Source organism: Alkalihalobacillus pseudalcaliphilus, assembly GCF_028610675.1.
In the GTDB taxonomy this organism is placed as follows: domain Bacteria; phylum Bacillota; class Bacilli; order Bacillales; family Bacillaceae_D; genus Alkalihalobacillus; species Alkalihalobacillus pseudalcaliphilus.
Map to the genome: position 1 here is coordinate 521,997 of NZ_JAQQWS010000001.1, position 23,049 is coordinate 545,045.

The 23,049-nt window shown below is 33.1% G+C and carries 24 protein-coding genes; 7 read left to right on the top strand and 17 right to left on the bottom strand.

Annotation, left to right across the window (positions count from 1 at the left end):
- Window positions 1-21: 21 nt before the first annotated feature.
- The gene (locus tag PQ479_RS02555; protein ID WP_047989163.1) at window positions 22-621 is read right to left on the bottom strand and encodes an SCO family protein; all 600 of its coding nucleotides are present in this window, start codon (window positions 619-621) and stop codon (window positions 22-24) included.
- A 283-nt stretch (window positions 622-904) separates the two neighbouring features.
- Here PQ479_RS02555 and PQ479_RS02560 point away from each other — a divergent pair, with 283 nt between their 5' ends.
- A complete protein-coding gene (locus PQ479_RS02560; protein ID WP_047989162.1) occupies window positions 905-1,483 on the top strand; it encodes a copper resistance CopC family protein in 579 nt (192 codons plus the stop codon).
- Entirely contained in the window at window positions 1,480-2,574 is a 1,095-nt protein-coding gene (locus PQ479_RS02565; protein WP_047989161.1) for a copper resistance D family protein, read from the top strand. The genes PQ479_RS02560 and PQ479_RS02565 overlap by 4 nt, the downstream gene beginning before the upstream one ends.
- Window positions 2,575-2,744: 170 nt before the next feature.
- On the opposite strand, the gene PQ479_RS02570 is transcribed toward PQ479_RS02565, so the two are convergent.
- The 11 genes from PQ479_RS02570 to PQ479_RS02620 form a co-directional block, all read right to left on the bottom strand.
- Window positions 2,745-3,782 carry a flavin-containing monooxygenase gene (locus PQ479_RS02570; protein ID WP_047989160.1) on the bottom strand — a complete coding sequence of 346 codons (1,038 nt, stop codon included), beginning with the start codon at window positions 3,780-3,782 and terminating at the stop codon, window positions 2,745-2,747.
- A gap of 98 nt (window positions 3,783-3,880) precedes the next feature.
- The gene (locus PQ479_RS02575; RefSeq protein ID WP_047989159.1) at window positions 3,881-6,262 is read right to left on the bottom strand and encodes a heavy metal translocating P-type ATPase; all 2,382 of its coding nucleotides are present in this window, start codon (window positions 6,260-6,262) and stop codon (window positions 3,881-3,883) included.
- Window positions 6,255-6,638: an ArsR/SmtB family transcription factor gene (locus PQ479_RS02580; protein ID WP_047989158.1), complete on the bottom strand. Its 384-nt coding sequence runs from the start codon at window positions 6,636-6,638 to the stop codon at window positions 6,255-6,257. Before PQ479_RS02580 ends, PQ479_RS02575 begins: the two co-directional genes overlap by 8 nt.
- A 282-nt stretch (window positions 6,639-6,920) precedes the next feature.
- Window positions 6,921-7,121, bottom strand: a complete 201-nt coding sequence (locus PQ479_RS02585; RefSeq protein ID WP_047989157.1) for an SHOCT domain-containing protein — start codon at window positions 7,119-7,121, stop codon at window positions 6,921-6,923.
- 15 nt (window positions 7,122-7,136) lie between these two features.
- Window positions 7,137-7,847 (bottom strand): cytochrome c biogenesis CcdA family protein, encoded by a 711-nt coding sequence (locus PQ479_RS02590; protein ID WP_047989156.1) that lies wholly within the window; start codon window positions 7,845-7,847, stop codon window positions 7,137-7,139.
- A 12-nt stretch (window positions 7,848-7,859) separates the two neighbouring features.
- Window positions 7,860-9,056 (bottom strand): c-type cytochrome biogenesis protein CcsB, encoded by a 1,197-nt coding sequence (gene ccsB / locus PQ479_RS02595; protein WP_047989155.1) that lies wholly within the window; start codon window positions 9,054-9,056, stop codon window positions 7,860-7,862.
- Window positions 9,040-10,686 carry a cytochrome c biogenesis protein ResB gene (resB, locus tag PQ479_RS02600; RefSeq protein ID WP_047989154.1) on the bottom strand — a complete coding sequence of 549 codons (1,647 nt, stop codon included), beginning with the start codon at window positions 10,684-10,686 and terminating at the stop codon, window positions 9,040-9,042. The genes ccsB and resB overlap by 17 nt, the downstream gene beginning before the upstream one ends.
- Window positions 10,687-10,698: 12 nt before the next feature.
- Complete coding sequence (resA, locus tag PQ479_RS02605; protein WP_047989153.1) at window positions 10,699-11,226, bottom strand: thiol-disulfide oxidoreductase ResA; 528 nt, start codon at window positions 11,224-11,226, stop codon at window positions 10,699-10,701.
- 188 nt (window positions 11,227-11,414) lie between these two features.
- Complete coding sequence (locus tag PQ479_RS02610; RefSeq protein ID WP_047989152.1) at window positions 11,415-11,633, bottom strand: hypothetical protein; 219 nt, start codon at window positions 11,631-11,633, stop codon at window positions 11,415-11,417.
- Window positions 11,626-13,035, bottom strand: coding sequence for a sensor histidine kinase (locus PQ479_RS02615; protein ID WP_047989151.1), 1,410 nt, complete (start codon window positions 13,033-13,035; stop codon window positions 11,626-11,628). The genes PQ479_RS02610 and PQ479_RS02615 overlap by 8 nt, the downstream gene beginning before the upstream one ends.
- A gap of 13 nt (window positions 13,036-13,048) precedes the next feature.
- On the bottom strand, window positions 13,049-13,747 hold the full coding sequence (locus PQ479_RS02620; RefSeq protein ID WP_047989150.1) for a response regulator transcription factor: 699 nt from the start codon (window positions 13,745-13,747) through the stop codon (window positions 13,049-13,051).
- A 119-nt stretch (window positions 13,748-13,866) separates the two neighbouring features.
- Here PQ479_RS02620 and PQ479_RS02625 point away from each other — a divergent pair, with 119 nt between their 5' ends.
- Together PQ479_RS02625 and PQ479_RS02630 are read left to right on the top strand one after the other, a co-directional pair.
- Window positions 13,867-14,172: an ArsR/SmtB family transcription factor gene (locus PQ479_RS02625; RefSeq protein WP_047989149.1), complete on the top strand. Its 306-nt coding sequence runs from the start codon at window positions 13,867-13,869 to the stop codon at window positions 14,170-14,172.
- Between the two features lie 104 nt (window positions 14,173-14,276).
- The gene (locus PQ479_RS02630) at window positions 14,277-15,179 is read left to right on the top strand and encodes a cation diffusion facilitator family transporter (RefSeq protein ID WP_047989148.1); all 903 of its coding nucleotides are present in this window, start codon (window positions 14,277-14,279) and stop codon (window positions 15,177-15,179) included.
- Between the two features lie 58 nt (window positions 15,180-15,237).
- On the opposite strand, the gene PQ479_RS02635 is transcribed toward PQ479_RS02630, so the two are convergent.
- Window positions 15,238-16,437 (bottom strand): murein hydrolase activator EnvC family protein, encoded by a 1,200-nt coding sequence (locus PQ479_RS02635; RefSeq protein WP_053070419.1) that lies wholly within the window; start codon window positions 16,435-16,437, stop codon window positions 15,238-15,240.
- A gap of 258 nt (window positions 16,438-16,695) precedes the next feature.
- On the opposite strand from PQ479_RS02635, the gene PQ479_RS02640 reads away from it, so the two are divergent.
- From PQ479_RS02640 to PQ479_RS02650, 3 genes are read left to right on the top strand one after another with little or no spacing between them, the layout of a single operon-like run.
- Complete coding sequence (locus tag PQ479_RS02640) at window positions 16,696-17,391, top strand: DsbA family protein (protein WP_047989147.1); 696 nt, start codon at window positions 16,696-16,698, stop codon at window positions 17,389-17,391.
- Window positions 17,384-17,830 (top strand): disulfide oxidoreductase, encoded by a 447-nt coding sequence (locus PQ479_RS02645; protein WP_047989146.1) that lies wholly within the window; start codon window positions 17,384-17,386, stop codon window positions 17,828-17,830. The genes PQ479_RS02640 and PQ479_RS02645 overlap by 8 nt, the downstream gene beginning before the upstream one ends.
- 9 nt (window positions 17,831-17,839) lie before the next feature.
- Entirely contained in the window at window positions 17,840-18,595 is a 756-nt protein-coding gene (locus PQ479_RS02650) for a cytochrome c oxidase assembly protein (RefSeq protein WP_273716848.1), read from the top strand.
- A gap of 65 nt (window positions 18,596-18,660) precedes the next feature.
- Here the strand turns inward: PQ479_RS02650 and PQ479_RS02655 are convergent, their stop codons facing one another.
- From PQ479_RS02655 to PQ479_RS02670, 4 genes are all read right to left on the bottom strand, one after another.
- Window positions 18,661-18,981 (bottom strand): AbrB/MazE/SpoVT family DNA-binding domain-containing protein, encoded by a 321-nt coding sequence (locus PQ479_RS02655; RefSeq protein ID WP_047989144.1) that lies wholly within the window; start codon window positions 18,979-18,981, stop codon window positions 18,661-18,663.
- Window positions 18,982-19,319: 338 nt separating this feature from the next.
- The gene (locus PQ479_RS02660; RefSeq protein WP_273716743.1) at window positions 19,320-20,777 is read right to left on the bottom strand and encodes a hypothetical protein; all 1,458 of its coding nucleotides are present in this window, start codon (window positions 20,775-20,777) and stop codon (window positions 19,320-19,322) included.
- Between the two features lie 21 nt (window positions 20,778-20,798).
- Window positions 20,799-21,983 (bottom strand): hypothetical protein, encoded by a 1,185-nt coding sequence (locus PQ479_RS02665; protein WP_047989141.1) that lies wholly within the window; start codon window positions 21,981-21,983, stop codon window positions 20,799-20,801.
- Window positions 21,984-22,048: 65 nt separating this feature from the next.
- Window positions 22,049-23,035 (bottom strand): ATP-binding protein, encoded by a 987-nt coding sequence (locus PQ479_RS02670; protein ID WP_047989140.1) that lies wholly within the window; start codon window positions 23,033-23,035, stop codon window positions 22,049-22,051.
- Window positions 23,036-23,049: the final 14 nt, after the last annotated feature.

The window sequence follows — 23,049 nt, forward strand, 5'->3', positions numbered from 1 at the left end:
GTTGTTTCTCTATGGAGGATGTTATTTAACCGTACGTTGAATATCTCTTTTAATATCAGTTAAATCAACAGCCATACCATCATAAGATTTTATGACTTGACCTTCAGGGTTTACTAGAAAAAACCTTGTGCTATGTACAAAGTCATCCTCCATCTTCTGAACGGGTGAACGAAAGCTCTCTTTCGCAAATTGTGTAATTTCTTCTATGGTGTACCCAGTTAAAAAACTCCAATAATCATCATTGAATTTCATTCCTTGCGTATAAGCTTTTAAATGGTCTACCGTATCATTCTCTGGATCAATGGTAAATGAAATGAATTTCAGTTCAATATCTTCTTCAATCGCATAGTCTTGAATATCCCTCATGTTGGGTGTCATAATTGGACAAACGGTTGGACAGGCTGTAAAGACCATATCAGCTAACCAATAGTGACCCTTTAAGTCCTCAAGGCTTACAACTTCTCCATTTTGATTGACGTATTCAAAATTAGACACGACCATTTCTGCCTGTGAGACATCATACTCATCAGCTTTATTTCCCAGTTCATATATCCAACCACAACCACTTAAGGCTACTAAAAAAAATAACATTATTCCATATCTGAAGCTTTTTTCAATCATGATTTCTCTCTCCTCTTTAAACAATATGATTTTTACATGAAGTCATCTTAACCTTGTTTTGCTTAAAAGAACGTTGATCAGCTCAACTCTCAATTCCATTTGGTTATCGTCCATAATTTCTCCTTGATTATGTAGATCCGAGTGTTATATTAGCAACGGCTAATATGAAAGTCAAACAAATCTTTACCTCTACATAATTTCTCCACAATTGATCGATAAACTAGCTAAAGTAATGAATACTTTTATTACTACATTGGCTAATTCTTTTTTTGGAGGTGTATTTTTGTTTAAAAGACTTATCACTATCACTGTTATGTTTGTATTTCTTTTCTCTAGTACAAGTTTTGCACATACTGGTGTAGAGCACTCTTTTCCTGCTAATCAAAGTGTGCTGGAAGAAGCACCACAAGAAATACTAATAAAATTTAACACTCGAATTGAACAAACAAGTAGTATAAAGTTGTTTAACCAGGATAATAGAGAAGTCATTTTTAGTGAAACTTCTATTGATGGTGATACGCTGATTGGTTTACTCTCAATTGAACTAGTTAAGGGTGAATATACGGTATATTGGGAAATCATTGGTGCTGATGGACATCCAATTGAAGGTAGTTTTTCATTTCTTATCATAAGTGATAATAATACAACAGATAGTGAAGAAGAGATAAAACCAGCCCAAAGTGAAGAAAGGATAAACTCTAATCAAGATAAGGTTGAAAATCAAGGCTCAAACATAGAAGAGATTAATTTACAGAACAGTGACTATAGTCCACACTTTATTTTCTATATTATTGCTGTACTCTTAGCCATTTTAGCGATTATCATGTCATTTTATTTATTTAGAAAAGGAAAGAATCAATGATTGTATACTTTGTGAGTGAACTCATTTTATATCTCTCTTTTGCACTGTTAACTGGAACATTAATTTTAGCTCTTGTGCCAAGCGAAAAGAAACCGACAATTTTTGTTCGGAAGCGTTGGTTACAATTGGCTTTACTCAGTATTGTTATTACTTCAGCGATGCCGATCGTCCAAGTAGTTGTTTATCTTTATGATGGAATAGGGTTGTCATTAACCATTTTTAATGTGCTTCACAATTTTGAAGTAGGTAAAGCTTGGGGATTAATTTTAGGCCTTTCAATCTTTTTTTATTTGATTATCTCCATTTTACCCGTCCAACAAAATCGAATTTACTCGATCATATCGTTGCTCCTTTTGCTCGCAATGATTTTAGCCGTTAGTTTGGCTAGCCACGCTGCTTCATTGACCGAGTGGACTGGACTTGTCTATCATATGATTCACTTTTTATCTATAAGCATTTGGGTTGGAGTCCTTTGGGTAATTAGTTGGTTTTCTCGAGATATAAAAAATTGGGCTAGTTTTCTCACTTGGTTCACGCCAGTGGCAATCATTTGCTTTTCCATGACTTTCTTTAGTGGTTTATTCATGATGAGTTTAGTAGTAGATTTACAAGATTATACAACTTCATGGTTATTAAACTACGGTCAAGCATTAGTCATCAAACATTTACTTATCATTCCGTTACTTGTCTTTGCTTCTTTTAATGGCTACTTGATGAAACGTAGATTGAAGAGCAATCCGTCGTTCAACCCAAAACCTTGGGCAAAAATAGAAAGCTTACTATTACTTTTTATATTTACAGCAACAGCCGTATTAGGACAAAATTCACCACCGCATGATATTGAATCAACCATACGGACTAGTGGTGTTTCTCCGCTCTTTGAATCTTTTTACGGAGGGGATGCTTTATCTTTGAGCGACTTCCAAATATCACTAAATGTTTTAAGCCTGATTTTTGTATATTTGGCTATCGTGTTCTTTATTATGTTAATTATTTCGCTTCAAAGAAAAGTACCACCTATATTCTCTCTGATTACTAGTCTGCTTTGTATATTTTCAGCCTATGCGGGGCTCATGGTATCTTTCAAATAAAAAGACTATAGATTGAATTCAGTTTCAAGTAATCTTAAAAGCCTTATTACAACTTTAACGTAGTAAGGCTTTTTTATATTTTAGCAAAATAAATCACTTTATTACTGTTTGACAAACATAGTGGTAGTGTCATTAAGACTAACTTTTTACTAGGAATACAGCTCGACAAATTAATTTAATACGATATGTTTAACTATGAATTCAGCATCTTCCTCTACTCCGTGGATTAATGCAGATCCTCGTTTTCTTTGCCAACTTAATCCAATAAAATATAAACCGTTTACTGGTGAAATACCTTCATTATGTAATGGCTGACCATTTTTATCCAAAGCCTGGTTCACTTGAATCCATTCATACGTATTCTTATAGCCCGTAGCCCAAATAATTGAATGAAATTTTATTGTTCTTCCATCAATAAAAGTGGCGACATTTTGCTGAAGACTTTTCAACCTTTCAGCTAATATAACTTGTTTCTTTACTCTTTTTATATCTCCACCAATGATGGGATCGTTCTTTTGTAACCATCTACCTATAAAAGAGTTTGCATTAACTTTTGATAACCCACTCCAATCGAACCATTGAAAGATACTTTTAGTGAGTATCTTTCCTGGTAAAATTTTCATTTTATGACCTTTTGATAAGATAACTTGATGAGAATGACTTAGTTCAGCAGCAATTTGTACCCCCGTATTTCCTGCTCCAACAATTAAAACCGTCCCTTTAGGAATTTGAAATGAATTTTTATAATGAGCTGCATGGATACTAAAAATCGATTGATCTCCCTCTATAGAACTACCTATCGATGGAATAAAAGGAGAGTGAAAGGCACCTGTAGCTATGATAACTTTTTTTGCGTAGTAGACCTTATCATTTGTTTCGATATTAAAAATGTCTTTCTTTTTAGTTAATAGTAATACTTTAATCCCATGTAAGATTGGTAATTCAAAACTTTTCGCATATTGACATAAATAATTGGCAATCTCATCTTTAGAAGGATAACCATTGGGAGCACCTTTCAATGGTAAGGAAGGTAGTGCACTATAAAATCTTGGTGTAAATAAAGTTAATGAATCATAGCGGTTTCTCCAGGAATCTCCAGTTTGTTGGTTTTCATCGATAATAAGAAAATGGTGGTCGGTTTGTTTCAAATAATACCCAACTGCTAATCCGGCTTGACCACCACCAATGACAACGACATCATATAACATGTAATCACCCTTCTACTTTTCTTTTTGAAAAACTGTTCTTAATTACGCGATTTAGCAAAAAGGGCGTTAAGATATTTTAACGCTCTTAGTTCTAAACATTATTCATCTTCTTTTACTCTCATAAGTCTCATACTATTTAAAGCTACTAATATCGTAGCACCCATATCAGATAAAATCGCAATCCATAGAGTTAGCCAACCTGGCACGACCAATAACAAGGCAAGAAACTTAATCGATATAGCAAACGCAATATTTGCTTTGATAATATTTAGTGCTTTCCTACTTAATTTCACAGTAAATGGTAGTTTCTTTAGGTCATCCCCCATTAAAGCAACGTCAGCCGTTTCCAAAGCTGTGTCTGTACCTGCACCACCCATAGCTATTCCTACAGTAGAAGCAGCTAAAGCTGGGGCATCGTTGACACCATCTCCTACCATGGCAACTTTTCCATACTTATTTCTTAGTGATTTAATAAAGTTTAATTTGTCTTCAGGCATCAATTCTGCTTGTACGTTAGAAACCCCAACATGACTTCCTATTGCATGAGCGGTGCCTTTATTATCACCTGTCAACATAATTGTTTCTTTTATCCCAGCTTTATGCAGTTTTCTTATTACTTCTTTACTTGATTCTCTTACTTCATCTGCAACAGTAATAAAGGCTAGTATTTTGGAATCTGTACCGACAATCATTGCCGTTTTTCCTTCATTTTGCAAAGCTATAATATCTTGTTCAAAAGTTTTATCAAAAGTTTGTATATTTAATTCATTAAATAATTTAGGGCTACCAATATAATACGTGATACTATCTATTGTTCCTTTAATCCCTTTACCAGTAATAGATGTAAAATCATTGACCTGTACTTCTTCATAACGAATATTTTCTGCTTCCGCTTTCCTCATAATCGCTGATGCAAGTGGATGCTGTGAACGGTATTCTAAAGCTGTAATAACTGATAATAATTCATCAGCACCGATTTGGTTATCGACAACTTTATAGTCTGTAACAACTGGTACCCCTTTCGTTAATGTACCTGTTTTATCAAAGGCAATCGCTTTTAAAGAGCCAATTTCCTCTAGATAAACCCCCCCTTTAATTAGTACTCCTTTTTTAGCTGCGTTGCCGATCGCTGAAACAATTGATATCGGTGTGGAAATAACCAATGCACAAGGGCATCCTACTACGAGTACAGCTAAACCTTGGTAGACCCAAGTTTCCCAACTTGCGTCAAAAAAGAGGGGTGGCACAGTAGCTACGAGAGCTGCTACAACCATAATAATTGGCGTATAATATTTAGCAAACTTATCAATAAACGCTTGTGCAGGTGCCCGCTCTCCCTGAGCTTCTTCAACTAGATGTATAATTTTAGATATCGTAGTATCTTCAACAAGCTTAGTTATTTCAACTTCTAATAAACCCTCTTCATTTAGAGTACCAGCAAATACTTCGTCATTAACTAATTTTTCAACTGGTACTGATTCTCCAGTTATAGCAGCTTGATTCACAGAAGAATGACCATTGACAACGATCCCGTCCATTGCTATCTTTTGTCCAGGTTTAACAATCATAATATCGCCCACCATAATGTCATCTACATGAACAGCTAGCTCTTGACTGTTACGTCGAATGAGGGCTTCTTTTGGAGCAATTTTCATTAAAGCTCGTATTGAGTTTCTTGCCCTGTCCATCGAAAATCTTTCTAACTCTTCACTAATGGCAAAGAGAATAACAACAATAGCAACTTCTCCCCATTCTCCTATAATGGCTCCCCCAATAACCGCTACAGTCATTAACGTTTTCATATCAAATTCTAAACGTGTTAAGTTTTGCAAACCAATTTTAAAGAGTGATAATCCACCTACTAACATAGAGGCTAAAAATAATAGCATTGTAACAGGGTTTTCTTCTCCATTCACAAATTGAGAAAGAAATCCCATTATAAGAAATAGAGCAGCATATAACAATTTACTATATTTTGTGAAAAAAGGCACTTTTTCAACGGTTTCATCGTCTTGAGAATGTTTGGAGTTTTGTTGATTGGCTTTCTCAGGGATAATTTTTAGGTTTTCAAAAGCACCTGCCTTCTCTATGTCTTTTAACGATGCCTGACCATAAACGGAAATCTTAGAGGCCCCAAAATTAACTTTCGCGTCCTCGACACCAGGAATTCCTTTCACATTCCTTTCAAATTTCCCAGCACAATTAGCACAACTAAACCCTTCAACACGGTATACATGTTGTTGAGTACGCTTTGGCTTTTCCAGTGAGACTTTTAAGTTTTCAAAGGCCCCTGCTTTTTCTAGCTCTTCAATAGTTGTATCTCCATAAACAGCAATTTTAGAAGCTCCAAAATTAACCTTTGCGTCCTCAACACCGGGAAGCTTCTTTACATTTCGTTCATACTTTCCAGCACAGTTTGCGCAACTGAATCCGTCTACACGATATACGTGTTTATTGTTATTTTCTTGATGTTCATCCACGGTCTTCAACTTCCTTTCCGTGAATCATTGCGGTTTTAATAAGCATTTTTACATGTTCATCATCCAAAGAATAAAATACCAACTTACCTTCTTTCCTACTTTTAGCGATTCCTAAATTACGTAAAAGCCGTAAGTGATGTGATGTAGTTGCTGTTGTGGCATTAATGATATTAGCCACGTCACATACACATAATTCATTTTCTTGTAGAAGAGAAAATGCTATTTTCAAACGCGTTTCATCCGCTAATGCTTTAAATATACTGGCAACAGGATAAAAGCTCTCTTTGTTTAAGATTGAACTAACACGACTAACCTTTTCTTCGTCATAGCAATAAATATCACATGTGTCATGTTGCGATTTTAATTTCTCAGACATTTAATCACCTTCATTCAAATATTTGTTTGATTATATAATTATTCTATGATAGGTATCTCAAAACGTCAATCAAATATTCAAAATCTTATTTGAATGTTTGATAAGTTTATCTTGTTTAATCAAACTAATCTTAATTTTGTATAGTTTTGAAATACATACATTTGCACATATCCTTTTACAATATCTATATTAAGGTATTCAATTGAAAAAAGGTGCTGAATAAAGCACCTTTAACTTCTATTTCTTTCATTTTATCTATGAGCATATTAAATATTTCACTAATTACTTTAGGACTTTTTTTCTTTTTATAAATTCCTCTTCAGTAATCTTTCCATTAATGAAACGTTCCTCTAAAATGTTATAAGGAGATTTCGACTTTTGTTCTTGCTGAAAAAGTAACTCCAACACCAAAAATAGAAATGAAACTAGAAGTAAAGCAATAATAAGCATAATTATTATTTGCGACATCATTTCACTACTCATTTCTTACCTTCTTGTCTAGAACCCCATAAATCCACCAAATAAGTTATTTATTAAAAAAGAAGTTACTTTTGTCATCCAATCAAAATAAAGCATAATCCCAAATAAAATCATAAGTATTCCACCATTTTTCATCATGAGATTCATATACTTCTTTATCCAATTCAATTTTCCAATAAAGAAGGTCATAAAGAAAAATGGAAGAGCGAATCCAATACTATAGGCACTCATATAGGTCATGCCGGAGCCTGGATTTGTAAGGCTTAAAGTAATAACCGCGGTTAATATTGGACCGATACATGGTGTCCATCCAGCCGCAAATGCAATCCCTATAAAATAGGTACCGATAAAGCCAGTTGGTTTTTTCGATAATTGCATCTGATGATTTTTCATCAAAAATGCCGGTTTGAATAGGCCAAGTGTAATCAGTCCAAAAATGACGATTACAATAGCTCCAATTTGCCTTATTAATTGGTTGTACGTAATAAATAATTCTCCTATTAATGAGGTTGACATACCTAAAGCAACAAATATCGTCGAAAAACCAAGTATAAAAATAAAAGTGTGTAACATCGCGATTGGTGAAATCTTTCTTCCCTTTTCCTTTAAATCTTCAATCGATACACCTGTAATATAAGAGATAAATACAGGGTATAAAGGTAAATTACACGGTGAGATAAAAGATAAAACTCCTGCACCAAAAGCCAAAAAGATATTTATTTCATTCATATGAATTCCTTCCTAAGCATAAGAGTGAAGCCCGGCCACTACTAGATTAACAACAAGTAAGTTAAACATAATCAAAGCAAAGCCAATCACTAATAACCATGCTGATTTTTCTCCATGCCAACCCTTTGATAAGCGTAAATGGAGATAGGCTGCATAAAAGAGAAACGTTATTAAAGCCCATACTTCCTTAGGGTCCCAACCCCAAAATCTGGTCCAGGCGATTTGAGCCCAAATCATCGCAAAAATGAGACCACCGAGTGTAAATATAGGGAAACCAATTAAAATAGACCGGTAACTTACTTCATCAAAGAGGTGCGGATTCACATTTTTCACTAATGGCTGCAGTGCCGCAGATAGCCGCTTTCGTAGTGTCAACCTTAATACGACGTACAATAAGCTCCCCGATAAAATGGACCATAAAAATGTGTTCAATTTCCTAGGTGCATCGACACCTTTCATCCAACTTGGTGTTTCCAATACTGGACCAAACTTATCTTGATCGAGGTGAACTAATTCTCCTTCATGAGGTCCTACAATGGCCGGTAATTCGTAGCTTATTTGGGTTTCTACTTCTAATTCATTCACCCAATCAAATGTTACTGCGTAACTCATGGCTGAGAACACCCCTACAGTAAGAGCAATTCCGACAGCACAGATCATTGTATAGATGATGGTCTCAAGCCAAAACGTTTGTTTCGACTTTTTAGATTGATCAACAACTCGAATTAAATAAATTAAACCGGCAATAAACCCTATTCCTAGAATCCCTTGTCCTATTGCTGTCGTGATGACATGTATATGTAGCCAATTAGACTGTAAAGCAGGGATTAACGGTGAGATATCACTCGGAAATACCGATGCATAGGCAATAATAATAATGCCTACCGGTAACGTAAATATACCAAGTACAGATTTTTTGTATATTAAATATAGAATAAGAAACGCTAAAATAATTGTCATGCCTAAAAACGTGATGTATTCAAACATATTACTAACTGGGGCATGTCCTCCTGCCATCCAGCGAGTAATAAAATAGCCCAGTTGAGACAAGAACCCTACACTTGCCACAGTAAAGCCAACCCGTCCCCATTTTTTACTCTTTGTCACATCTTTCTTTTTTTCAAAGGAAAGTGTTAATGAAAAAATTACTAATGCAACGATATAGATAAAAAAGGCAACCATTAGAAAATTACTACTCACTTCCGCCATTTTTCTTCCTCTCTTTCTCTTCACTTATATTTGTTTGATCAATAATTTGACTGAGATTCACTTTTTCTGCCATTGCATTAATCTCTCGAGCCAATCCAAACCAATTTTTATTCGTATGTGCCGCTAAAATGACACCATCCGCTTCTTGTCTTATCCAAATTCGTCGATGAGTCCAATAGCTTCCTTGCACGAGTCCAATCATAAAAATGGCTCCTCCTACCATTAAAAATGGCAAGGTAAAGTCTTTTCTTACGGTTAAACCTGAAACATGATTCATATCAACCCCAGCCAATCTGAGTATATAGGTATTCGACTCATTAGGGTCAAAATTGGAACCTATTGATAAAAAACTCACTTCAGACTCTTCTTTTTCGGGACTATTCACCTCAAAAATGAAAGCTGGATTATTAGGTAAACTTGTTTGCGTACTTGGAACTCCCTCGCTATTTAAATAGAAGTCGGGAAAGTAGTCTCTCAATGTAATCGTGTAATCATTGATTTCGTAATTCATTTCGGGATTAAATAGATCAACACGAATCTGCCCTATTTCTTCTTCCGTTTCTTCGTTCATTAATATGAAATCCATTGCAGCAAATTCATTTAGTCGATAGTTAAGCTGATATAACGCAAAATCATCAAACTTCAAAGGTTCATTCACACGTATCTCGTAGGACTTTAACTCTTCTAGATTGGCACTTCCCCCAAATTGATCATGATTTTGATTCCGGTACAAAGTTACAGAAGTTTGGTATGTTTTAACAACAGTTCCTCCCGCTCTTTGGATTGCATTTTGAAATGTTTCATCATCCTCATCATATAGCTCCAGTAAAAATTGATCGCTTTCTAAATAGTACTCATCATTTGTTCCTGGGATTGAACTCGTTTCCCCATCTCTAATCCACATAAACTCGTCTACAAACAACTCTGGTGAAAATCGAAGCATTCCTCCTAATAAGAAAGTAATTAAGCCAATATGATTCACGTACGGTCCCCATCTTGAAAAACGCCCTTTTTCTGCAAGTAATGCATCTCCGTCCGTAGTCACCTTATACTTCTTTTCCTCTAATTGTTTAATCATAGTGTTTTTGACAAAATTAAACTCTATGTTGTTTGTTTCACTCACAAGCCTTTGTTTCTTCATAAAGCTAACATGTTTCTTCACACGTTGATTCTTCAAGGAGCGATATAGTGGAAAAAAACGATCTACACTCGCAATAATTAATGAAACAGTTAAGGCTGCTAGCAGCAATAAATACCACCATGACTTGTAAAGATCATGAAACCCTAAATCATAATAAAGCTTCCCCAAAAACCCAAATTCATTTTCGTAATACTGACCAATATTAATGTTTGTAGGAATATACATTTGTTGAGGAAAAATGGTTCCTACTGAAGAGGAAATCAATAAAATCACAATGATCCAAACCCCTACTTTTACGGATGAAAAGAAGTTCCATATACGGTCCACCACCGATTGATGGTAAGTCTGAGAACGTCTCGCTGCCCCTTCGTATCGCATATTCAAAGTCTTCTCATTATTTGCCTGTTCCGAAATAGGCTTACCACACCCTCCACAAAGTTCGGTTCCTTTTGGATTTGTATGGCCACATGAACAGGATAAACGCTGCATAATCATTCACTCCTAAGGTTTGATGCTTTCCATATATTCTTGAATATCACTCTCTGACATTAGTCCCGTAATGACTTGGGTCACCGTTCCCTCAGCATTAATGAGAAAGGTTGTTGGTAATGGAATAACGCCGTATTTTCTGACTACATCAGCATTCGGGTCCATAGGGATTGGAAAAGTTAAACCATACCGCTCTACAAACCTTTTCACTGGTAATTTTCCTTCCCGAACGTTCACAGCTAATATTTCAACACCCTGACTTTTGTAAACCTCATACTGCTCTTGCATATACGGCATTTCACGCTCACATGGTGGACAATATGTTCCCCAAAAATTGAGAAATACTCCCATACCTCGATAGTCGGCTAATTCAACTTCATTTCCATCCAAGTCTGACAGAATAAAATTAGGTGCTTGGTCACCGACTCTAGCGGTTGAAGCTTTGTTTGAGTTCATACTCGTGTAAAGCATATAACCAACCGCTACGGCAATAATTAAAAGGACAATAGTCCGAATAACTAATCTTTTTTTCCTTTTCATTCATACCTCCAACTTCTTATGACCTATTCATTTTTATGGTAAGCAAAGAATGTGTAAAAAATATGGAGGATAAAAAATTCATATACCAAAAAATTTCTATATTTTTACGAGCATAATTATTTTAAGAGAGAGATCCTAAAACAAAAAATGTACCTGAGAAGTAATTTCTCAGGTACATTTTCATCATTTTATTTTAATGAATCACTACTTCTTTTACGGCGTAAACGAAAATAGAAATAGAAACTAAAACCAATAATAAGTGGTACGAGTGCATATACACAAATAGTAAAAAACATAAAACTGACTTGCCTATGAAAGTCCGGAAAGAGCCAAACAGCAGGAAAAGTTAAACACCCCAATCCTGCTACTATAAATACGATTACAATGGTCAATTCTTTTTTATTCATCTTTAAAAATCTCCAGTTTTTTGTTTTGCCGTGGTAATGTAATAGAGACCGTTGTTCCCTTACCAAGCTCACTTGTAACGAATATTTCACCATCATGTAAATCAATTAATTGTTTAACAATGGGTAACCCTAAACCAGACCCACCATATTTCCGATTACGAGATTTCTCTACTCTATAAAATCGATCAAAAATAAAAGGTAACTCATCTTTATGCATACCTACACCTGTGTCAGTAATTTCAATAAGGACTAATTCTTCATCAGCATGAACGGATAAGGTAATTACGCCATCTTTTGAATACCTTACAGCGTTTTCTAATAGATTAATAAAAACCTGCTCTAAACGTAATGGATCAGCGTACACATATATGTTTTGCTTTATATGATTATTAATTTGTATAGAAGTATTGCGTTCTAATGCATGTAAAGATGGCTTCTTTACGACAAAATGTAGGAATTCATCCACATTTACTTGCCCCTTATGAAGTGTAAGCCGTCCTTCATCCATTTTAGTTAAATCAAATAAATCATTCACTAATGAAGACAAACGATTAGCTTCTTCTTCAATAATTTCAAAATATTGTTGTTGTTCTATCTCAGATTTCCAAAGTTTTTGTTTTAGAGCTTTTGTATATCCTTTTAAATAAGTAATGGGTGTTTGTAAATCATGTGTAATATTGGCTATAAATTCTTTTCTTTGGTCATTAACTCTTTCTAATTCAGCTGCTAGGTCATTAATAGCACCAGCTAATGAGCCTATTTCATCGTTTGATTCTTCTCGAACTCTTATAGCAAGGTCACCTTTAGCCATTTGTCGGGCTGCTTTTTCCATGCTCACTAGCGGTTGTGAAAGTTTGGTTGAAAAGAAGATAGCGAACCCAACACCTAAAAGGATTGAGCCAATAATGGCAATCATTAATAACCACTGTATAGTTTCCATAGAATGTAAAATACTTTCTAGCGATGAAAACATAATAACATGTCCTCTTACATTATTATATAAAATGGGTGATGCTGTCGCTAAATACGTCAATCCATCTGGTGTTTGGAAAGAGTTTGTTAAGTATGAGTGGTGTTCATTTTCAAGTAAATTGAACAAATAAAGGATGCTTTCATTATCTAACGCAATATTAGCATTAGCCAAAATCTCGTTATCCTCCATCATAACAATTAACTTTTGGTTGGCTAATTTTGCTGAAACTTCGACAACTTCCATTCGGCTTTCAACACCGCTATCACTAATTAAAGATGCATATTGTGTGGCTAGATAAAGAGACTCATCTTGAGCTTGCTGTAAATTAAATTGATAAAAAATTTGATTAATAACAAAACCTAGAGGAAATAAGATTGAGACGAGTAATATAATCATTGTAGCACTTAGTTTTATGTTAATTCGATTCATAGATATCACTTCTTTAATTAAATTTATAACCTATTCCCCAAACTGTGGTAATGATCTCTTCTAAAATACCTGCTGATTCTAGCTTAGAACGAATATTTTTGATGTGGGAATCTACTGCTCGTGTAGCACCTATATATTCGTCATCCCAAATCAATTGAAGTAAATCTTCCCTAGAATAGACTCTGCCTGGAGCTGAAGCAAGCTTATATAACAAATCAAATTCTTTTGCAGTAAAGGTGATCTGATTATTTTTATAATAAACTTGTCGTTTTTTAAATAAAACCTGTAATCCGTTTGTTAATATCAAATCTCCTCTGTCCTCATTCTTATTCTGATAAGATACTCTCCTCAAGAGTGCTTGTACTCTTGCTACTAATTCTTCAGGTTCAAATGGCTTAACTATATAATCATCAGCTCCTAGGTTTAACCCCATCACCCTATCGTGTAAATCTTTTCTTGCAGATAACATGAGAATAGGGATAGAAGAAGTCATTCTTACTTTTTGACAGAACTCAAAACCGTCCATGATCGGCATCATTAAATCTAATATAACAAGATCACATCGATCGGATAGTAATTTGATTTGCTCTAATGCTTCTTCTCCATTGGATGCTTCAAATATGTTATATTCATTATCAGAAAGGTAAATTTTTAACAAATTGCGCATTGTCCATTCATCATCAATAATTAATATATTTTTTCTAGCCTTCATCACGCTATCTCCTTTATTATCATCTCAAACTAACATATAGTATAAATGTGTAAAAAACGTGGAGATATAAAAATGATTACAACATAAATATTATCACAAAGCTAAAGGAGAATGATTTTATGCACAACAAATATAACGATCTTGATAAAGAAACCTTATTTATAGTTTCACAAACATTTAAAGCCCTTGGAGATCCTACTCGAATTAGAATTTTACACTTGTTAGCTAACCGAGAATGTTCTGTAGGTGAAATTGTCGAGCAACTTTCCCTAGGCCAATCCACCGTTTCACATCAATTGAGATTTCTTAAAAACTTAAGGTTGGTAAAATCTCGTAGAGTTGGTACTTCTATGTATTATTCTCCGGAAGATGAACATGTTATTAATATACTTGAAAAAACGATTCAACACTCTTCTCATGATTAAAAGTAAAAATGAAATTTTGAAATAAAGTGTTCAAAAGAAAAGTATTTGTGATACACTCATTATATGAGTATATGTTCATGTAATGATTTAAAGGAGTTGGAACTATGGGACACCACCACCACCATCATTCTACTGGTCAGGCGAACAAAAAAAACCTTATTATAGCCATGATCATTATAGGAAGTTGGATGTTCATTCAATTTTTAGGAGGACTTTGGACAGGAAGTTTGGCACTATTAGCCGATGCAGTCCATATGTTTAATGATTTCTCTAATTTATTTATTAGCTTGATTGCCATTATCCTTGCAGCAAAAGCAGCCACGAAAAGACGAACGTTTGGTAATCATCGTTACGAAGTACTATCTTCTCTGCTAAACAGCTTAGCTTTGTTAGCTATTGTTTTCTTTGTTGTTAAAGAAGCGATTGATCGTATCATTTCTCCTCAAGATGTTATGGGCGGTGCCATGATGATTATCGCCATAATCGGTCTCATCGCCAATATTGGTGCTATGTTTGCTTTAACACGAGGAGATGTTAAGAACAATTTAAATATGCGAGGAGCTTATTTACATGTATTGAGTGACACATTAGGTTCAGTGGCAGCCATTATAGCTGCTCTTATCATTTACTTTACTGGCTGGAACATCGCAGACCCTATTCTAAGTATTCTTATTTCATTCATGATTGCTTTCTCAGCATTCCGATTACTTAAAGACACTGTCCATGTATTATTAGAAGGAACTCCAGATCATATTGATATCGAACAAGTCAAACAAGATTTACTACAAATGAAAGGTGTTGAAAATGTACATGATTTGCATATTTGGACCATCACATCTGGAATTAATAGTTTAACCGTGCACCTTATTGTTAATCCTCAATATATCAGTCAACAAGACGCTCTTATCCAAGCTAATCAGTATGTACGAGAAACGCTTGACATAAAACACAGTACGATTCAAATTGAAACTGATGATATGAGGGAGTTTGAACATCCAAATATTTAAAGGAAAAGACGTTTGTGTAGTTATCTTTACACAAACGTCTTTTTTATTGACTGTACTGTTAAGGAATGAACTTCTGTGGGTCTACCGAGTTAGATTTAGCATTATTCCATCCACCCAAATGAACCTCATAATGAAGATGTGCACCAAATGACCGACCGGTATTCCCCATCAAGCCAATTTGTTGACCTTTTGATACATAGTCTCCTTTTGAGACATCTAACCTATCCATATGTGCATATAATGTTTGAATTTGTCGACCATCAACTTGATGCGTAAGAATAACATAGTTTCCATAACTCGTAGAATATTGAGCAAGTGTTACTTCTCCCTCATTAGCTGCCTGTATTGGAACATCTTCAGTACGGCCATTTTTACCAATATCAACCCCATAATGATAGCTTCCGCTACGAGGTCCGTACCCCGAAGTCAAACGTCCAGTGGTGGGTCTCATGAACTCTGTACTATCAACAATCGTTTGAAGCTCAGCTACAGGTGCACTTGTTGATTGAACACTTCTATATTCTGCTTGGATAGCTTTTATCTCTTCGTCTTGTAGTAATATTTTTTGTTGATCTAAATCCTCTAATTTACTAATAAGATTTTTTTCTTTTTCTTCTACCGTTAGTAACAAATCTTCTTTTTCGAGACGTTGTAACTCTAAGTTCTTTTTCATTTCCGTTAATTCATATACCATATTTTCATTTGTTGTTTTTTTGAACTCAACTTGGCGTTTATTGATAGTAAGAGCATCAACATCATTTGTATATAATTCAATCAATTTTCTATCCTGTTCAGTTATTTTTGTGACAACTTGTACACGGCTAATAAAATCTGAAAAACTCTCAGAACCTAAAATGACTGCCAGGAAGTTGTTAGACCCTTCTGTTTGATAAAGAACTCTTGCACGTCTCTTTAGCAACTCTTCACGTTCCACAACTCTTTCTTCTAATACCTCAATTTCATCATTTAGACTATCGATTTCATTATTTAACTTTTCAATTTCACTATTTTTATCTCTTATATTTTGATTTAACTCCGTTGTTTCTCTATCCATGAGCTCTATATCTTGGTCGATTTCTTTAATTTCCTCCCTAATTTGCTTTAATTCCTCACCGGCAACATCCATTTCTTCTTGATTTTTTTGTTGTTTTTCCTTAATTTCACTAACTCTCTGTACATCATCAGCATAAACTGCATTCCCACTTATCATGACTAATACTATTATTAGTAGTATTAACTTCAGACTATTTAAATTCACCAAAATATCCTCCGTTCAATAACAATTACTATTATTAAGTTAAACTTTTGCAAAATTTGTCGGCTACATTTCTTAATATAAAAGAATACGAGGCTAAGTATGTAGGTAATTTTAATTACGATTTTGTTACAAAACAATTACTTGTGTTTAATATTAAGGTTGATAATAAATCTCCATGATTTCTACACACTTAAAGTGTAAATTCAAAAAAGGAACTTTACCTTATTCAAAGTTTCAATAAACATTAGAGGTGTACATATGACAAATAAGAAGAACCAATTCCCTAAAACAATGGTTGTAATTACATTAATTATCGTAGGACTAGTAATTGCAACATTCTATTCATTAACTCGTAATGATGCCGTAGCACCAACCAACGAGTTTGAGGAAATACCTAATATAGAGGGGCAACCAACACTAGGTAATGAAGGTGCTCCAGTAACAGTAATTGAATTTGGTGACTACAAATGTCCTGCATGTAAAGCTTGGGATGAATCTATCTTTCCACTATTGAAAGAAAGTTATATTGATACAGGGAAAGTCAACTATTCCTACATTAATACTCCTTTCCATGGTGAAGAATCAGTTTTAGCTGCACTAGCAAGTGAGTCTGTTTGGGACCAGGACCCAGAAGGATTCTGGAATTTCCATAAAGAAGTATTCCAACAACAGCCTGATGTACAAAACCACGATGATGCTTGGATTACACCTGAGAAGCTTATAGAAATAGCAGAGCAAGTAAACGTAAATGTAGACTTAGACCAGCTAATGAATGACATTGTAAATCAAACATACGTAGATGAAGTTCTAAATGATCAAGCTCAAGTTGAAAAATTCAACGTATCGTTAACACCAAGTATTTTCATTAACGACACCATGGTAGAGGATCCTTTTGACTATGATACGATTGTAAAATTAATAGAGGAGAATTTGGAGGAAAACGAACGTGAATAAATACAAACAAAATCAAATTCTTTTATATGCATCCTGGGTAGTCTCCATTGTGGCTACCTTAGGAAGCCTATATTTTAGTGAAATACGAGGTTTTATTCCTTGTGAATTTTGTTGGTATCAGCGAATTTTTATGTATCCTTTATCAATTATTCTTGGAATTGCCGTATTTAACAGTGATTTCAACATAAAAAAATATGTGCTACCCCTTTCAATAATCGGTGGGTCAATTTCTTTCTATCATTATCTCATGCAAAAAGTACCTTCCATCGGAGCCATAAAGCCTTGTGCAAATGGTGTACCTTGTAATGTTCAATACATTAATTGGTTTGGATTTATTACCATCCCATTTTTAGCTTTAGTAGCATTCTCACTTATTACATTACTACTTATCTTTATAAAAAACAAAAAAACGACTACTGATATATTGGAGGATGAATAAGTGAGTATTATGTGGACTGTTATTCAACTACTCTTATTTGCTACTACCTTAAATTTTTATCACAATTTAACAAAACGAAAAAAAAATGACACTAATATTGCAAGAAAAGTCTCCTTCATATCGGGGCTTTTTCTCTTAGTACTCATTTTTTCTTATCCGATGTTAAATTTCAGCCAATCGTATTTTTTGGTCTATATGCTTCAGCAAACTACTCTTTATTTCTTAGTCCCGATACTAATTTTATTTGGATTAAATGAAAGTTTATTGATGGATTTTCATATCCATCCACTTATCAATAAAATATGGAAAATACTTACAAATCCTTTTGTCTCATTGCCTTTGTTTAATATTTTATTTTCCCTTTATTTCTTTCCAGCTATTTTTAATACGGTCAAGGTTAGTCCTTTATTGACTATAATACTAACAATTATTTTTATTCTATTATCATTTGTTATGTGGTGGCCTATCGTAGCACCTGTTAAAAATGGTACAACACTCTCACCATTGATAAAGATTATTTACATCGTTGGAATGGGTGCATTTATGACTCCGCTTGCTGCTTTTTTGATTTTCACAAATCAGATTCTATATTATACGTATAGTGTTACAAACCTTTCTGAAACTCTGTTACTAAATGATCAACAGGCTGGTGGAGTAGCCATGAAAATCATGCAAATGCTGATTTATTGTTTTATGATAGGAATTGCTTTTATTGAAGCACAAAAAGAAGAAGAACAAAATAGGGGTGAAGAACTTTCAATGTAGAAAGGACTTTTATTAAAGAGGCTATTTTTTCATAAGCCTCTTTAAGTGCCTTTTGAGAACAAATATTATTTGATTTTTATTACTTTTAGAGTAATCTCATGATTATTATTTATATGAATTTCAAAATCGGTTCCTTTTTCTATTTGTAACTGTCGTCTTAATTCTATGGGAATCCATATTCTTCCGTCTTCGCTTAATACTACTTGGTTTTCTTTCGTATTACCACCAGACTTGAAGAGAATTAGACCATCTAACTTATTATTAGTCTTAATAATAATCTCATCACCAGATGAAATCCCTAATCTCGTTCTGATTATTTTAGGAATTCTTACTGAAGTTCCATTTATTAAGTTACATATCACAATATTCTTCTTTATTTGATTCATTTCATACCTCCTCCTGTAACCTTTTTATCAGTATAGATCCCAACTGTATAGAAAGTATGGAGAAGGCGAACGTTTTCTGTGAAGAGTCTTTTAAAAAAAAATTCAATTTGATAATATCAGAGAAAATGATGAATATATATAGTCGTTTTACAAATAAAACGCCTTCTCATATAAGTGAGCACAGTATTCATGCGACATTGAAGCTATAATCATCATACTATCTCCTAAACTTATTGACATTCCAATCGACAAATATACAGTAAATCTATATTTCGTTAGGGTTTTAAGGTTTAATTTAATTTTAAAATAACTTTCTTAAAATGTAAAAATAAAGAAATTCAATTTGTCCATTCTTCATTCATATTTATCATTACTTTATGTATTGGAGAAATTTCAAATCTCTTTATTTTCCCTAGGTTAAGACAGGTATGAGAATTTTTTTTAATATCAGCTAATATAACATCTTTTGGAATGACAATTTTTATTTGCTTTGTAATATTATTAATTACTAATATCGGGGTAGATAGATAAGGAGCATCTTCATGGTTCAGTTCACCATTATAAGAATTAGACCTATATGATAATAGATAATTAAAATAATGAATATACCCACAAATCAGAAAATTATTAAGGATCCAATTAATATGAGTTGTAGTTATTAATAACTTATTTTCATTTAAAACTTTTGTCAGAATTGAAGATATTTCTTCAGCTAGAGGATTGTAAGAATTGATGAAGGAGAATATACTATTTTCTATAATCTGTTGAGAGGACCTCCCCCTATTATCAACCGTTCTTATTGTATCGAAATGTTGTAGAATATAACGCCATTCTAAATATGTATATGCAATTGGACAATAAAAAATTTGGTCATTAATTCTTAAATCTTGTTTAATTCTAGTTAAACAATTCTTATGGCCTTGAGTGACTCTTTTTCTCACATTTCTTATTAAAGAATTTATTGTATTTAAATTAGATTTTCTCATATTATCAATATAGGTTTGATGACTTACGTTGCGAAGATCGTGTAGACTATTAATATTAATACCTTCATTCTTTTTTTCTGGAAAACTCACTTCTATATAACATGAATTATCACTAAATATTGATAATATTTGTTTTAATAATTTATTATTGATTATATTTCTATGCTCATAAAAGTAAAGTTTATCTCCAACATCTTTTTGATTATTTGATAAGCTTAACCACTTTTTTGCTTCTTTTTCTATTATGTTTGCATCAATAGGCCTATAAAATTTATTACGGAAGCTGTTTGCTAAGTTCCAATACCCATTATTTGAACAATCACATGTAAAAAAATTATTCTTTTTCTTATTAGAGAAATGGAATGTAAAAGTTTGAGAGTCAATGCACTTTTCACAAAGTGGAATAAGCTCAATGTTATGAAATGGACATAAATCGAAAAGTTTAAATTGGTGAAATAGACTGTGATAACCTTTTTTTAAACACTCTAAACATATGTATAGATCAATATGGAAGAATCTTTGATAACTGCTAGGTTTAATTATACCGCATAACAACTTTATGATATTTTCATTATGACTAATTAAAGAAAATCCCAAAATTCCTTTCGTAACATTATCGTCTATACCACTTAAATTTAGATAAGATCTGTGTATAATACCAATATTTGTTTTCATTTTTCGAATTTGTTCATTACCTATTATACTTAAAACCTCTCGAGAGTTTATAGAATTGTAAAATTTGAATTTTTCGATAATACTCCATGATGATTCATATTTACTTACCCATGCATTGTTCCAGTTATATTTCACTTTTACCCCCCCTCTATAAAATCACAATATACGTAATTCATAATTAGATAAATCTATATTTATAAAATAGACATCCCCATTAAATATATCCTTACTTTTACTGGGTAATTCCTCTGTCCATGAGCTTATTAAAAACAATGCATAGACTTTATTTACTAGCCAACTTATCGTATAAAAACCTAAATTAACCTTATTGATATTCATAATACATGATAGCATTTTATATATCTCATTATTATAACGATAACAATATACGATCTGTCCGAAAGAATAAAATGGTTTCTTTTTGTCACTATTATGGACAATTGATTGTTCAGTTAAATTCTCATTTGTCATTCTCCAAAACAAGTACTTAGACGAAATACTACAAATTGCTTCCTGCGGATGTTTTCTTGTTATTTTATGTATACAGCTCTTATGTCCTTTAATAAAATTCTTTCTCAAATTTCTAGTGTAGCTCTTTTGAATTTTTAGAGTAGAATTAATTAATTCAGTTTGATAAACAGTAAATTTATTCATTAATTTTATTGGAGACTCCTCTCTGTTAATTCTAAACAATGTTCCTTGTGTTTTATTGTTATCTGATAAATTTAATAACTTATTAAGTGATTTAGAATCAGATGTTCTTTGTCCGGTTAACTGAAATATATATATTATCCCTTGCCTTACTTTATCCATTTCTAGATACTTCAATAATTTTGTATCATTAATTCTCAGTTTACTACAACAAAAGAACTTTTCGTTTCCAGACCTATTAACTTTATTAAAAAATATTGTAAATGGATTGTTGTATAAATTGTAAATTGCATCAACTTCAATAATTTGCAACTTTTCCACAGGGTGAAATGGACAAGTATTTACGAATACTAATTGATGAAGTACACTATGGTGGTACAGTAGTATACAGGTATTGCAAAATTTAAAATCCTTACTAAATAAATCTGATTTGTTTATAATATTCAACTTCCCAAATAAATTTTCACTAATAACTTTTTGATGTGAACTTATTAATTCTGGTAGACCTTCTGTCATCATGAGTGTGTTTTGTCTTTCTATAAATCTAATGTTGTTATTGAATATCTTTTTTAACTCTCCAAATTCTATTAAGTTTGCAAGTTTTATCTTTTCAAAAATACTCCAAATTGATTCATATTCGCTTATCCATTTTATATTAAATGTAAGTTTTTTATTGTTTACATATATCATATGTTCACCACCTATTACACATAATGGTCACAAATGACATATTGTATACTGAATATTCATGTTATTTAAGGTAGTAATTTAGCTTGGAGATTTCCATACAACTCTGCTTCAATATAACCCGAACTAATTATTGCATCTCTCCAATTTTCTAAACTAATTCGGCTAAGATTTTGACCTTCTATTCCAAACTCTTTAAGTGCATAATCAACTGTTAATGTAATATATTGCATAGGAATCTCCATTTTCTCTTTGATACCTGATTCAGTTCTGAGTTCTTTAAATGCATTAAATAATTCATCAGAGAAATTACTTAGTCGAAACCCTTTAATATATTGGTGTGGAAAATAATATCTAGTAAAAGAGTAATTAGAGCCTTTTGGGTACTCGCAGTTTTCATCATAGCCTTTTAAGGATTCATTTAAATCTTTCTTATTTTCAATACCTCTGAATTGATGATGTTGCACCATAAATCGCCCAATTATTTGGTGTTTCCCTAGGTTTACAAAAACTGTTCTTTGATGTATAAGCTCAGTTTGCCCAAATAAAAAAACAGTAAATGAAATTCCATAGTTATCCAATTCATTGTTTATATCCATTAACCAATCATACTGTATTTCGCTTAATCGTTGAGCATCATCAATAAAAAAAACTACCCTGTTACTCCTTCTTATAGCTGCTTCCTCAATTAAAAATTTAAATAACCTTTCTCTTTTTCGATTAGCTTTTCCCAGGTAAGGTAAGGCATGTCCTACTCCTTCCAATAAATCTTCAAAAAAGGTATTTTCATTTGCATTTTTATATTTTCTGCACATTATAAAATATGTTGCAATTTCTTTAAATTCGTCAGGAAGAACTGTCTGTAGATATTTTATGGCTCTAGTCTTACCTAATCTGGGTCTTCCAAATATAATGGCTCCAGGTGAGCGATTTATTAAACAGTGTGAGATCTTCTGAAATAATTTGTCTATTTCATTAGTAGGTATAATATAAGTACCCGTCTCAATTGGGTGCATCTTTTCCGTAACATTCGGTCTAATTTGAAAGTCATTCATAATTAACACTCCCT